Annotated in this window: 11 protein-coding genes; 2 read left to right on the plus strand and 9 right to left on the minus strand. The window is 71.0% G+C overall.

The window, feature by feature from the left end:
- Window positions 1-74: 74 nt before the first annotated feature.
- The 9 genes from ABFX54_RS33165 to ABFX54_RS33205 form a co-directional block, all read right to left on the minus strand.
- On the minus strand, window positions 75-1,121 hold the full coding sequence (locus ABFX54_RS33165) for a 2-hydroxy-3-oxopropionate reductase (protein ID WP_346110527.1): 1,047 nt from the start codon (window positions 1,119-1,121) through the stop codon (window positions 75-77).
- Window positions 1,021-1,824, minus strand: coding sequence for a hydroxypyruvate isomerase family protein (locus tag ABFX54_RS33170; RefSeq protein ID WP_346110528.1), 804 nt, complete (start codon window positions 1,822-1,824; stop codon window positions 1,021-1,023). Before ABFX54_RS33170 ends, ABFX54_RS33165 begins: the two co-directional genes overlap by 101 nt.
- Window positions 1,821-2,543, minus strand: a complete 723-nt coding sequence (locus ABFX54_RS33175; RefSeq protein WP_346110529.1) for a GntR family transcriptional regulator — start codon at window positions 2,541-2,543, stop codon at window positions 1,821-1,823. Before ABFX54_RS33175 ends, ABFX54_RS33170 begins: the two co-directional genes overlap by 4 nt.
- Window positions 2,544-2,594: 51 nt before the next feature.
- Complete coding sequence (locus ABFX54_RS33180) at window positions 2,595-3,521, minus strand: D-2-hydroxyacid dehydrogenase (RefSeq protein WP_346110530.1); 927 nt, start codon at window positions 3,519-3,521, stop codon at window positions 2,595-2,597.
- Complete coding sequence (locus ABFX54_RS33185; RefSeq protein ID WP_346110531.1) at window positions 3,518-4,405, minus strand: carbohydrate ABC transporter permease; 888 nt, start codon at window positions 4,403-4,405, stop codon at window positions 3,518-3,520. The genes ABFX54_RS33180 and ABFX54_RS33185 overlap by 4 nt, the downstream gene beginning before the upstream one ends.
- Window positions 4,405-5,289 carry a carbohydrate ABC transporter permease gene (locus ABFX54_RS33190; protein ID WP_346110532.1) on the minus strand — a complete coding sequence of 295 codons (885 nt, stop codon included), beginning with the start codon at window positions 5,287-5,289 and terminating at the stop codon, window positions 4,405-4,407. Before ABFX54_RS33190 ends, ABFX54_RS33185 begins: the two co-directional genes overlap by 1 nt.
- An 8-nt stretch (window positions 5,290-5,297) precedes the next feature.
- A complete protein-coding gene (locus ABFX54_RS33195) occupies window positions 5,298-6,587 on the minus strand; it encodes an ABC transporter substrate-binding protein (protein WP_346110533.1) in 1,290 nt (429 codons plus the stop codon).
- Between the two features lie 86 nt (window positions 6,588-6,673).
- Entirely contained in the window at window positions 6,674-8,557 is a 1,884-nt protein-coding gene (locus ABFX54_RS33200) for a beta-galactosidase trimerization domain-containing protein (protein WP_346110534.1), read from the minus strand.
- A complete protein-coding gene (locus ABFX54_RS33205; RefSeq protein ID WP_346110535.1) occupies window positions 8,554-10,632 on the minus strand; it encodes a family 10 glycosylhydrolase in 2,079 nt (692 codons plus the stop codon). The genes ABFX54_RS33200 and ABFX54_RS33205 overlap by 4 nt, the downstream gene beginning before the upstream one ends.
- 152 nt (window positions 10,633-10,784) lie before the next feature.
- Between ABFX54_RS33205 and ABFX54_RS33210 the strand changes: the two genes are divergently transcribed.
- Entirely contained in the window at window positions 10,785-11,543 is a 759-nt protein-coding gene (locus ABFX54_RS33210) for a hypothetical protein (RefSeq protein WP_346110536.1), read from the plus strand.
- Complete coding sequence (locus ABFX54_RS33215; protein WP_346110537.1) at window positions 11,536-12,678, plus strand: helix-turn-helix domain-containing protein; 1,143 nt, start codon at window positions 11,536-11,538, stop codon at window positions 12,676-12,678. The genes ABFX54_RS33210 and ABFX54_RS33215 overlap by 8 nt, the downstream gene beginning before the upstream one ends.
- The last annotated feature ends 49 nt before the right edge of the window (window positions 12,679-12,727 follow it).

Genomic DNA, 12,727 nt, shown 5'->3' on the forward strand with positions numbered 1-12,727 from the left:
CTAAGTGGTCAGAAGGCGCGCCTCCTTGTCACTTACGGTGACGTCCCTAGAGCTACCGATACCGGACGCTTCCCCTACGCGGTGCCGGAGAGCCGCTCCACGCCGCGCAGCAGCGCCGAGTGGTCGAGCCCGCCGTCGCCGGTCGCGTCGGCGGAGGCCACGAGCTGGGCCACGAGCGCGCCGAGCGGCAGCACGACGCCGGCCTCGCGGGCCGCGGAGGTGACGATGCCCATGTCCTTGTGGTGCAGCGCGATGCGGAAGCCGGGCTCGAAGGAGTGCCCGGTCATGTTGCCGCGCTTCTGCGTCAGTACGGCGGAGCCGGCCAGACCGCCGCCGAGCACGTCCATGGCGGCCTCCAGGTCCACCCCGTACGCCCGCAGGAACACCACGGCCTCGGCCAGCGCCTCGATGTTGGCCGCCACGATGAGCTGGTTGGCGGCCTTGACCGTCTGGCCGGAGCCGCTCGGCCCGACGTGGACGACGGTCTTGCCGACCGCCTCGAAGATCGGCCGGGCGGCCTCGAAGTCGCCGGCCGCGCCGCCGACCATGATCGACAAGGCCGCGTTCCTGGCGCCGGCCTCGCCGCCGGAGACGGGGGCGTCGAGGTAGCGCAGGCCCCTGCGGCCCGCCTCCTCGGCCAGCTCGCGGGTGACGTCGGGGCGGATGGAGGAGAAGTCGATGATCAGCGTGCCGGGGGCGGCGTGCGCGAAGACGCCGTCTTCGCCGGTCAGCACGTCCTGGACGTCGGGCGAGTCGGGCACCATGAGCGCGACGACCTCGGCGCCCGTCACGGCGTCGGCGACCGACCCGGCCACCCGCCCGCCGGCCTCCGCCAGCGGCTTCGCCTTGTCCGGCGACCGGTTGTACCCGGTCACGGCGTGCCCGGCCTTGACCAGGTGGACGGCCATGGGCGAGCCCATGATGCCGAGGCCGATGAAGGCGATGGCGCTCACGTGGATGATCCTTCCGTGTCGGCCGCGGCGTCGAGGGCCGCGTTCGGAGTCGCGTCGAAGGTCGCGTTCATGATCGCGGGTCGGGGGCGGCGGCCCGGTGCTCGCGGGGGAGCCAGGCGAAGGCGTCGGGCCCCTCCGCGCGGTATTCCAGGCCGATATATCCGTCATATCCGGCGGCGTACACGTCGTCGATCCACCGCGGCAGCGGCAGCTCGCCCGAGCCGGGCGCGCCCCGGCCAGGGGCGTCGGCGATCTGCACGTGGGCGATGCGCGCGGCGTGCCGGTCGATGACGGCGGCCACGTCGTCGCCGTTCACGGCCAGGTGGTAGAAGTCGGCGAGCAGCCCGAGGTTGGGCACATCGCCCAGCCGGTCGAGCACGGCCACCGCGTCGGAGGCCGTCAGCAGCGGATAGCGCGGCGCGCCGCTGACCGGCTCAAGCAGCACCGTGCCCGAGACGCCCTTGGCACAGGCGGTCAGCAGCTCGGCGCCCAGTTCATCCTGCTCGGCGGGGTCGGCGCCGTCGATCCGGTTGCCGTAGAGGGCGTTGAAGGCGCGGCAGCCGAGCCGTTCACCGATCGCGGCCACCACGGGGATGTTGTCGAGCAGCTCGCGCGTGCGGCCCGGCCAGGACACGACGCCCCGGTCGCCGCCCGGCATGTCGCCGGCGAAGAAGTTGAGCCCGGTCAGCCGCACGCCCGCGTTCTCGACGGCGGCGACGAACGCGTCCACCTCACGGTCGCCGGGCACCGCCACCGGCCACGGCCACCAGAACTCGACGGCGGTGAACCCGTCGGCCGCCGCCGCGGCGGGCCGCTCCAGCAGCGGCAGGTCCGTGTAGAGGAGGGAACAGTTGACGCTCCACCTGGTCACGCGTGGGCCTCTTCCGATCGTTCGCGGCGCAGCTGGCCGAGCAGCCGCCCCTGGGCCTGGTCGAGATGGTGGGCCAGGCACTGCTGCGCCCGCTCGGGGTCGCCGTCGCCGATGGCCTTGAGGATGTCGTCGTGCTCGTGCGCCACGTTCATCGGGTCCGTGGTGCGGTGGGCCTGGAACTGGCCCATGGTGAGGTGCACCTCGCCGAGGATGACCTCGTGCATCCGCGCCAGGCGGCGGCTGCCGACGGCGGCCACCAGCGCGGAGTGGAAGGCGATGTCGGCCTCGACCTGGGTGGCGAACGCCCCGGCATGCGACCCCTGGTCGGAGCCGTGCTGGGCGGCGTCGCCGGCCGCCGCCTTCATCGCCGCCTGGGCGCGCACCGCCTCGGGCGGCACCTTGCCGGCGCGGGCCAGCGCCACGACCGCCGCCCGCTCGACGGTCTCGCGGCTGAAGTAGAGGTCGCGGATCTCGCCCTCGTCCAGCTTGGGGACGACGGCGGTCTTGTGCGTGGTACGGCGCAACAGCCCGAGCGCGGTCAGCCGTTCGAGGCAGGCTTTGGCGGTGGGTCGTGCGACGCTGTACTCGTTCGCGATCCGGATCTCGGTGAGCTTCTCCCCCGGGGCGATGTCGCCGTTGACGATGCGCTTGCGTACGGACTCGTAGAGGGCTTCCGTCAGCGATGATGGTCCGAGAGGAAAGCTGGGCTTACCGTCCATGGAACTCCTCCCAGAAAATGGCAAAATCGTCAGACAAGTATACTGCGCCTCTCAGTACCCGGCGGCCTTGTCGACGACGTTGCGCAGCGGCTCGCCCCTGGCGAAGCGGCCCAGGTTGTCCAGCAGGATGTCCAGGCCGCGGCCCGCGGTCTCGCGGGTGGTGGCGCCGTTGTGCGGGGTGACGATGACGTTCGGCAGCGACCAGAACGGGCTGGCCGGCGGCAGCGGCTCCACGCCGTGGGCGTCCAGGCCCGCGCCGGCGATCTCGCCCCGGCGCAGCGCGCCCAGCAGGGCGTCGTCGTCGGCGATGCCGCCGCGCGAGACGCAGACGAAGCAGGCCGTGGGCTTCATCGCGGCGAACTCCGCCTTGCCGAAGCGCCCCGCGGTGGCGTGGGTGAGCGGCGCGGTGACCACCACGTAGTCCGACTCGGCCAGGAAACGCGGGAACTCCTCCGGGCCGAGCAGCTCGTCCACGCCGGGCGCGGGGGCGTCCTTCCTGCGCATGCCCAGCACCCGCATGTGGAACGCCTTCGCCTTGGCGGCCAGGTCGAGGCCCGCGTGCCCCAGCCCGTACAGGCCGACGGTCTTGCCGGCCAGCTCACCGTGCGTGTAGCGCTCCCAGCGGCGCTCGGACTGGGCGCGCAGCCAGCGCGGCACGTCCCTGTCGAGCATGAGGAGCAGCAGCATCGCGTGCTCGGCCAGCGGGATCGCGCCGTTGCCCGTGGCGGAGGTGAGCGTCACGTCGCTGGCCAGCAGCCCCTCGGACAGGACGCCGTCCACGCCCGCCGCCGGGCTGTGCACCCAGCGCAGCCGGCCCGCCCTGGCCAGCAGCGGCTCGGGCACCTTTCCGACGACGGCGTCGGCCAGCTCGATGCCGTCGCTCGGGTCGGCGGCGAACTCGACGTGGGCGTCTCCCGCCGCCCTGCGGATGCGGCGGCGGGCGAGCTCGTCATGGTCGCCGGTGATGATGATTCTCATTTGAGCCCCGTGGTGGCGATGCCGCGGATGAGCTGTTTCTGGGCGATGGCGAAGAAGATGAGCACCGGCAGCAGCGACACGAGCGACATCGCGAACAACATGCCCACGCCGCCCTGCGACTCGGAGTCGACCATGGAGTTCAGCGCCACCGGCACCGTGAACATCTTCGGCGAGGTGAGGTAGATCAGCGGGATGAAGAAGTCGTTCCAGGTCCAGATGAAGGTGAAGATCGTGGTGGTGACGAGGGCGGGCCGCATCAGCGGGAGGACCACGTACCAGAAGGTGCGGAACGGGCCCGAGCCGTCGATCCAGGCCGCGCGGTCCAGGTCGCGCGGGATCGTCCTGATGAACTGGACCATCAGGTAGATGAAGAACGCGTCCGTGGCCAGGAACTTCGGGATGAGCAGCGGATAGTACGTGTTCACCAGGTCGAGCTGCGAGAAGAAGATGTACTGCGGGATCACCAGCACGTGCATCGGCAGCATCACCGACAGCAGCGTGATGGCGAGATAGACCCCGCGCATCCGGAACTCCAGCCGGGCCAGCGCGTACGCGGTCAGCGAGCACGAGAACAGGTTCCCGATGATCGAGCCGACGGTGACCAGCAGCGAGTTGAGGAAGAAGACCGTGAACGGGCGGTTGAGCGCGTTCCAGCCCTCGACGAAGTTGTCGAAGGTGATCTCGCTGGGGATGAGCCCCGTCTCGGTGAGGATGAGGTGGTCGGGCTTGAGCGAGCTGACGATCATCCAGATCAGCGGATAGAGCATCAGCAGCACGAAGACGCCGAGCCCGAGGTGCTTGAGCAGGTCCCGGCGCCCGCGCCGGCGCAGGAACGCCGTGGAGCGGGCGCGGGCGGAGTCGAGCGAGGTGGTCGCGGTCGTCATCAGTCGTCTCCGTAGAAGACCCAGTACCTCGACAGGACGAAGTGCACGGCCGTCACCAGGCCGATGGCCGCCATCAGCACCCAGGCCAGCGCGGAGGCGTAGCCCATGTCGAAGTTCGTGAATCCCTGCTGGTAGATGTAGAGCGTGTAGAAGAGCGTCGAGTTGGCCGGGCCCCCTGTGCCGCCGCTGACGACGTGGGCCTGGGTGAAGGTCTGGAACGCGCCGATCGTCTGCAGGATGAGGTTGAAGAAGATGATCGGCGTGAGCAAGGGGATCGTGACCCTGGTGAACTGGCGTACGATTCCGGCGCCGTCCACCTTGGCGGCCTCGTACAGCTCCTCGGGGATCTGGCGGAGGCCGGCCAGGAAGATCACCATGGGTGAGCCGAACGTCCAGACGTTCAGGACGATCAGCGTCGAGAGCGACAGGCTGGGGTTCTGCAGCCAGCTCCCGAGCTCCAGCCCGAACAGCGACAGCGCCCGGTCGATCAGGCCGTCGTCGCCGAAGATCTGCCGCCACAGGATCGCCACGGCGACGCTGGTGCCCAGCAGCGAGGGCAGGTAGAAGGCGCTGCGGTAGAAGGCCAGGCCGCGCAGGCCGCGGTCGAGGATCAGGGCGAGCAGCAGCGCGAAGCCGAGCTGCAGCGGGATCGAGACGACCACGTAGACCGCGGTCACGCGGACGGCGGCCCAGAAGTAGTCGTCCTGGAACATGCGCTCGAAGTTCGCAAGGCCGTTGAACTTCGGCGAGCTGAGGATGTTGTAGTCGGTGAAGGCCAGGTAGAAGGAGGCGATCAGAGGCACGGCCGTGACCAGCACGAGGCCCAGCCACCAGGGGATCAGGAAGACGTGCGCGGCGCCGCCCTGACGATGGAGCTTCGACATGGGGGTTCCTACTGGGCGCGGGCGATGCCGGCGTTGATCTCGTCGAGCAGCCGTTTCGCGCCGTCGGCGGTGCTCAGCCGGCCGAGCGAGATCTCCTCGGCGACCCTGGCCATGGCCGTGCGCCAGGTGCTGGTGCCGGGGGGCGCCTCGAAGCGGGGGCGGCGCTCGGCCTTGCGGCTGAGTTGCACGGCGTTGAGCATCTCCTTGTCGTCGCCCTGCGCACTGGCCAGCGTCTGCTCGAAGACCTTGGGGTTGACCGGCGCGCCCATGGTGAGGCCGACCGTCTTGATCATCGCGGGGTCGTTGGTGTTGTAGCTGACGAGCTTGCCCGCGGCCTCCAGCTTGTCGTCGTCGATGCCCTGGTAGATGGCCATCCGGGGGTAGTAGAGGAACGGGTGCCCGGCCTGCGCGTCCTTGGTCACGGGGACGCCGCGCAGCTTGAAGGAGTGGTCGGGGAACATCTTGGCGTCGTCGATGATGTGGTTGGAGTTGCCCACCTTGGCCAGCACCTTCTTGCCGACCACGGCCCAGTCGGGGCCCATGCCCTCCTGCTCGCTCAGCGTCATCACGGCGCCGGCCTTCTGCATCTTGTCCCACCAGTCGAACCAGGCCCGCACGCTGTCGGCGGTGAAGCCGGGCTTGCCGTCCTGGGTCCAGAGCAGCTCGCCGCGCTGGCGCAGCCAGGCCTCGAACACCATGTCGGCGTCGGCCTCGTACGGCATGCCCTTGCGCTGCTTCGGGTTGTCCTTGGAGTAGTCGATGAGGAACTCCGACCAGGCGTCCCAGTCGGCGTCGGCCGGTGGGAGGTTGACGCCGTCCTCCTCGGCGAAGGTCTCGTTGTAGCGGATGACGGGGACGAAGATGCCGAACGGCATGGTGTTGAGCTGCCCGCCCAGCTTGAACGACTCCAGCTCCTCCTTGGAGTAGTCGGCCAGGTTGAGGCTGGTCACCTCGTCGAGGCGGCGGTAGATGTTGCTCTTGTGGTACGTCATGACCTGCGCCGATGCGACCCAGAAGATGTCGGCCACGTCGCGGGCGGCCATCTGGGTGGTCATGCGCTCCTGGAAGGCCGAATACTCGGCGAACTCCGGCTCGACCTGGATGCCCGGGTTCTTGGCCGCGAACTCCTTGAGCGCCTTCGTGTAGTTCTGCTGCCGGACGTTGTTGCCCCACCACGCGTACCGCAGGGTGGTGCCGCCTCCGCCGCCCGAGTCGCCGGCGCCGCACGCTGTGAGGCCGGCCCCCAGTGCCCCGGCCGCCGCCAGCTTCAGAAACCCCCGCCGATCTAGTCCGCTCATCACTGTGTTCTCCCGTCGTTCTCACAGGGGACCGGCTACCCCGGTGATGGTCCAGTGTTCATTTGTCTAACGAGACCGTCAATAGGTCATGAATACTTGTTTGACAATTTCACGACTTCGAAGAGGCCGATCTCGGGCAGCCGCACCCGGCCGCCGTCCACCTCCAGGGGGCGGCCGGCGCGCAGCGCGTGCGCCCGCCATTCGCCCTCCCAGGGCAGGTCCAGCCACGATTCGGCGATCGGCAGCGGGCGGCGGAAGCGCTGGTCGGCGTCGCCCGAGCGGTTGAGCAGATGGATCACCCGCGTGTCCCCTGCGCGGGCGGGCACGATCTCCGCCTGCTCGGGCAGCCCGGTCTCGACGGCGAGGCCGGTGGGCAGGCGGTCGGCGAACAGGTCGCGGTGAGCGCTCAGCCCGGTCTCCCGGTAGCCGCGCCCGACGGTCCAGGGCATCAGCACGCCTCCGCCCCGGCCGTACGGGGCGCTCAGCCAGCCGGGGTGGCCGGTCTCCAGATGGCCGTGGCACTTCTCCGGCGGGCCGTACCTGGCCCTGGAGAGCGCGGGCAGGCCCGTCTCGGCGCCCGGCGCGGGCTCGACCACGTGAAAGGCGCCGATCACCGGCACCATGCCGCGGTCGCCGCGCAGGTGCAGGGAGCGGACGGACTCCTCCGTCGTGTACGCGGCCAGCCGGCGGGCGACGGGCAGGCAGGCGAGCCTGCTGTCGCTCGCACCGGTCGCCAGCACGGTGCCGCCCGCCTCCGCGTACGCGTCCAGCGCCTCGGGACGGCTCAGCGTACCGGCGTCGGGCAGCACGACCAGCCGGTAGCGCGACAGGTCGCTCACCGCCAGCTTCTCCTCGGGCAGCACGTCGAAGGGCACGTGCCGCTCCAGCAGCGCCAGGTAGAGCCCCTGGAACTCGGCCCGCTCCCCTTCGGGCCGGACCAGCAGCGTGCGCGCCTCTGAGACCAGGTCCCGGTAGACCTCGGCGTGGTCGCGGTGGAACCGGGTCAGCTCGCCGGCGATCTCCAGGCACTCGTACGGGCTGTCGTCCGGCGTCCCCATGATGTACGTGGACGGGATCGCCCCCCGCGAGATCGCCTGCAGCAGATACTGGGCGAAATGGTGAGGCTCCTCCCCCGCCATCCGGTATGGCATGTCCACGAACCCCACCGAGTTGACCAGCACCGGCACCTCGGGCCGGTACGACTTGGCCGCGCTCACGTGCTCGCTGGTCCTGTGGTGCCAGAGGGGCCGGCCGACGGCGTTGTTCGCCTCGTGGAAGACGATGTCGGCGTGCTCGCCCAGGATGAGCGCCGCCTCCGGTCTTCGCGCGGCGATCTCGGCCCTGATCCTGGCGTGCAGGTCGTCCAGCGTCGCCCGTGTGAACGCGCGCCACCGGGCGTCCGCCCGCTCGGGCAGTTCACCGTCGTAGCGGCGGGCGCAGGCCAGGCAGTGGCACACGCCCCAGTACCTGCGGCTGTAGTCCACTTCGTTGAACGACATCCAGTTGAGGAAGAAGCCGTCGATCTCGTACCGGTCGAGCACCTCGCCGATCACCTCGAACAGCTTGACCTGGTAGTAGTCGCCGCTCGGGCACACGCTCGTGAGGCCGTTGTAGACCTGCCGCTCGCCGGCGGGCGAGACGAAGCACCACTCGGGATGCCGCTCCGCCCGCCGGTGGTCGATCTTGGAGAAGTCCATCCTGGCCAGCACGCGCACGCCCCGTCGCCGGGCCGCCGCCACCGCGTCGCCGATCAGGTCGCCGGACGGGCGCTCGGCCAGGTGCGGGTTGCGCGTCTGGAAGTCCAGGCCGGTCGGATAGTTCGACAGGATGCCGCCGACGCTGATCAGCCAGGCGTTCGCGCCGAACTCCTCCAGGTAGTCCAGCACCCGCTCGACGTCCAGCCCGGCGTCCACCTCGCGGAGGTTGGTCTGGAACATCCGGAACGGCTCACGCCACCAGACGCGGCTCACCCCTTCTCCCAGGTCAGGTGCACGACCTCGATGAGGCCCACGCCGGTCAGCTCCACCTCGGCCCGGCCCTCGCGGACGGCGACGGGCACCTCGCTCCCGTCCACCAGCAGCCGGGCCGTGGCCCCCGCCGCGTCCTGCGGCAGCGCGACGGAGACCGTCTGCGGCGGCAGCGGGATGGTCTCCCTGATCGCGCCGCGCATGGCCATGGGGTTGGTCAGGTTGACCACGGTGACCGCGAGACCGTGCTCGTCGCGGCGCACGGCCAGGTCGACCAGCCCCGGGCCGCGTACGGTGGCCTCGGGCTCGCCGCCGAGCGCCCAGCGCACCGCGTTCGCGATCAGCAGGCCGTGATCGGCCTGGAGCGTCTCCCAGAAGATCGCCCCGAGGTCGAACGGGATGTAGACCACCCGCCCGGGCCCCTCCCTGGTGATCACGGCGGGGGCGTCGGGGGCCTTCCTGGCGTACAGCTCCTCCATCGGCAGGTCCGGAAAGTCCGGGATGAAGCGGAACGGCACCTGCGTGCCCGGCCTGGCCACGACGCCCAGCAGCCGGGTGCCGCCGATGATCCGCCCGGCCGGGCCGAAGCCGTCGCTGACCGGGTGCTCGCCGGTCAGGGCGATGTAGTTGTTCTTCACCGGGCCCCTGAGCCGGGTCACCAGGTCGGCGCCGAAGACGTCGGCCAGGCCGAAGTTGGCGCGCGGCGCGCCGTGCTCGTCGTACAGGGAGGACTGGTGCGCGGCGACCAGGCCGCCGCCGGCGGCCACGTAGTCGCGGACGGCCGCGCACTGCTCGTCGCTGAGCTGCTCGGCGTTGGCCAGCACCAGCACCTTGTACGGCCGCAGCCGCTCGGCCGACAGCACCTGGTCGGCCAGCAGGTCGAACGGGATCCGCGCCTCGACCAGGGCCTGGTAGAAGCCGTCCTCGTCGGGGAAGGAGTGCGCCGCCCCGCTCCTGATCCGCCCGGCCCTGCTCGGGTCGACCAGCGCCACCTCGGCCGTGACCGGCATCGGCGCCAGCACCGGCTCCAGCTTCGCGTGCAGCCCGAACGCGTCCACCACGGCCGGCACCCAGCGCGGGTCGGAGACGGTGGCGTTGAACTTGGTGAACCACGGGAACGCGCCCTGCGCGAACCCGTCCACGATCCACGTCCGCACCTCCTCCGGCGGGGCCACCGAGTCCTTCCACCGGTGCTGGTGGTACTCGGGCCCGACCGAGGTGATGAGCCCGACCGGCCGGTCGGGGAACAGGCCCCTGCTGCGCTTGGCCACCCGCCCGGCCGCCCACGGCGCCTCGATGCCCGAGCGCCCCTGCTTGTCCACCACGAACAGCGGGTAGACCCGCTCGACCAGCTCGGGCTCCAGGTCGCGGGCGGCGAAGGCGCCCAGGTTGGGGATGAAACGGGCGTGCGGCCGCAGGTCCTTGACCGCCGCGTCCCAGATCGCGACCAGCTCGCTGAGCCGGCGCCGCCGCCAGGCCACATAGGCGGGCCAGGCAGGGTCCGTCGTGTCGTGCTCGCGCTTGGGCAGTTCGAACCCCGTGTCGTCGCGGAACGAGCGCCGCGCGGCCTCGCTGTAGGAGATGCCGTAGTAGCCCTCCCACCGGTTGGCGAAGATCGCGTCCACGTCGTACTCGCGCACGATCTCCCTGGCCACCTCGGTGATGAACTCCCGGTGGTATCCGGTGAAGGCGCAGGTCAGCCAGATGCCGGGATGGGACCAGTGCTCGATCGGCGCGCCGTCCTGGTCGCACGCCAGCCACTCGGGATGCGCGGTGGCCGCGTCGGCGTGCACGGCGTGGGGGTCCACCCTGGCCATGACGTGCATGCCGAGCCCTCTGGCCGCCTCGACGAGCGCGCCGAACGGGTCGGTGTCGCCCATGAAGGTGCTGCGGTGGTGGTACGGGATCCGGGTCGGGTAGTAGGCGATGTAGCCGCCCGCGCTGACGCAGACCGCGTTCGACCTGCTGTCGCGCATCACCGAGGTCCAGAAGTCGACGTCGAGGTGTGCCGGGTCGTCCTCGGCCAGCGTCAGTTGCGTCCAGCGGGTCGCCGTCAGGGGCCAGTCGGGTGTTCGCATGCGGAAGCGCACCTCTCGTCAAGCTCACTTGTTAGACGCGGAATATTGTCATACAAGAATGCAAGCCGTACAAGGGGAAGGTGTGTCGTGCGGGCAACATGAAGTCGTGGCGGGCCTATGATGTTGGAAAGTAAAGCGGCAGGAGGTCGGGCATGCGGATGTCCCAGTGGGCCCACGACACGTTCGGGCAGCGCGCTCCCCTGATCAGACAGGGCGTGGCCGAGGCTCTGTCGGTCGCGCTGGAAAACGCCAGGGACGCGCAGAAGGTGGCGCAGACCGATCATCTGCACCCGTTCGGGTTCACGCTCATGTCGCGCAAGTTCGAGGCGCTGGCCGAGGCGTTCGAGGACATGGGCGACGTGCGCATCGTCAAGCCCGGCGGCTCCCAGCACGAGCTCGTGGTGCTCGACGGCAAGCTGCTGTTCCCCTTCCGCTACGCCAAGGACCGCTCGCTCACCGTGATGAGCGCCAGGATCGGCGACGGCCGCCCGTCGGCGCTGGTGCAGGCACTGTTCAACCGGTTCGGCCCCGAGCCGCGGATACGACAGCTCACGCTGCACGACCTCCCGCCGCACGCGGTGCCGGTCGCCGAGGCGCTGGGCGACCTGCCCGACGACACCCGGCTGGTGCTGATCGCCTACGCGGCCAACGCCCACGCCGGGCTGCTCGACGCCTGGTGGGGCGAGGCCGAGCTGCTCGACCGCTTCGGCAGCCTGCGCTGGCACCAGTGCGAGCCGATCCCGCTCGGTCACGAGGCGGGCGCGCCCGCGTCCGGCGACAGCGCGGCGGCCTTCGACCAGGGCGTCCTGCCGATGCCCGAGGTCAACGCGCGCACCGGGTCCGCCCGGCGGGGTGCCAGCCCGGCCGCCGAGGCCACCCCGATCCGGCCGGAGGCCGCCGGCGGTGCGTGACTCCCGGGCGGGCGGGCCGAGCCCGCAGGCCGTCGCCGACGCCTTCGACGCCACCCGCCTCACCCAGGCCCGCCACCTGGCCGCGCTCACCAAGAAGGAGGTCGCCGAGCATCTCGGCGTCTCTCCGGCGGCGGTCGGTCAATACGAGGCGGGCGTCACCCGGCCGCGGCCCGATCTGATCGCGCCGCTGGCCGAGGTGCTGTCGGTGCCGATGGCGTTCTTCCTGCCCGGCCGCCCGCACGGCAAGCTCGACGGGTCCATGGCCCACTTCCGCAGCCTGCGCTCCACCCGGGCCTACCAGCGGGCCAAGGCCGTGGCCTTCGTCGAGCAGGTGTGGGAGCTGGCGTACGCGCTGGAGAAACGGGTGCAGTTGCCCGCCGTCGACCTGCCCGGCTTCGCCGGCGGCGAGACGCACTCCGCGCTGCCGCGCGACCCGGCCGGGGCCGCCCGCGCGCTGCGCTCCCACTGGGGGCTGGGCGCCGGGCCGATCAGCCATCTGGTGCGCCGGATGGAGGCGCACGGCATCGTGGTGGCCTTCCCCCGGCACGACCCCGACGCGGTGACCGTCGACGCCTTCTCCACCTCCAGCCTGCCCCGGCCGATCGTGGTGCTGACGCCCAACCGGTTCGACGACATCTACCGCCACCGCTTCACCGCCGCCCACGAGCTGGGCCACCTCGTCCTCCACGGCGACACCGCCGCGGGCGACTCCCACCAGGAGCGCGAGGCCGACGCCTTCGCCGCCGAGTTCCTCACCCCCCGCGACAGCATCCTGCCCCAGCTCCCGCTCCGCGCCGACCTGCGCAGGCTGGCCGAGCTGCGGCAGACGTGGGGGGTGTCGGTCGACTCGCTGCTCTACCGGTGCCGGGAGACCGGCCTGCTGTCCGACTCCGCCGCCGGGCGCGCCTATCAGCGCCTGGCCGCGCTGCGCGACCAGCCCGGGTTCACCAACGAGCCCGTCTCCGGCTATCCGGGCGAGCAGCCGGTGCTGCTGGCGCACGCCTTCGAGCTGGCCTGCAAGGAGAGCGGGCTGAGCGCGGCGACGCTGGCCAGGGAGCTGGCCTGGCCGATCGCACGGGTACGCGAGCTGATCGGCCTGCCCGACCAGCGGCCGTCGCTGACGCTGGTGCCGTAGAGGCGGGCGGGCGCCCGCCGTCGCCGGTGCCCTAGCCGCCGCCCGGCCA

The sequence above is a fragment of the Nonomuraea maheshkhaliensis genome (genome assembly GCF_039529435.1).
Taxonomy (GTDB): domain Bacteria; phylum Actinomycetota; class Actinomycetes; order Streptosporangiales; family Streptosporangiaceae; genus Nonomuraea; species Nonomuraea maheshkhaliensis.

What these genes read in the sequence shown, in the direction of transcription:
- ABFX54_RS33165 (WP_346110527.1), bottom strand. Translation starts at nt 1,121, where the DNA reads ATGACGGATATATCGGCCTGGAATACCGCGCGGAGGGGCCCGACGCCT.
- ABFX54_RS33180 (WP_346110530.1), bottom strand. Translation starts at nt 3,521, where the DNA reads ATGAGAATCATCATCACCGGCGACCATGACGAGCTCGCCCGCCGCCGC.
- ABFX54_RS33185 (WP_346110531.1), bottom strand. Translation starts at nt 4,405, where the DNA reads ATGACGACCGCGACCACCTCGCTCGACTCCGCCCGCGCCCGCTCCACG.
- ABFX54_RS33210 (WP_346110536.1), top strand. Translation starts at nt 10,785, where the DNA reads ATGCGGATGTCCCAGTGGGCCCACGACACGTTCGGGCAGCGCGCTCCC.
- ABFX54_RS33190 (WP_346110532.1), bottom strand. Translation starts at nt 5,289, where the DNA reads ATGTCGAAGCTCCATCGTCAGGGCGGCGCCGCGCACGTCTTCCTGATC.
- ABFX54_RS33195 (WP_346110533.1), bottom strand. Translation starts at nt 6,587, where the DNA reads ATGAGCGGACTAGATCGGCGGGGGTTTCTGAAGCTGGCGGCGGCCGGG.
- ABFX54_RS33205 (WP_346110535.1), bottom strand. Translation starts at nt 10,632, where the DNA reads ATGCGAACACCCGACTGGCCCCTGACGGCGACCCGCTGGACGCAACTG.
- ABFX54_RS33175 (WP_346110529.1), bottom strand. Translation starts at nt 2,543, where the DNA reads ATGGACGGTAAGCCCAGCTTTCCTCTCGGACCATCATCGCTGACGGAA.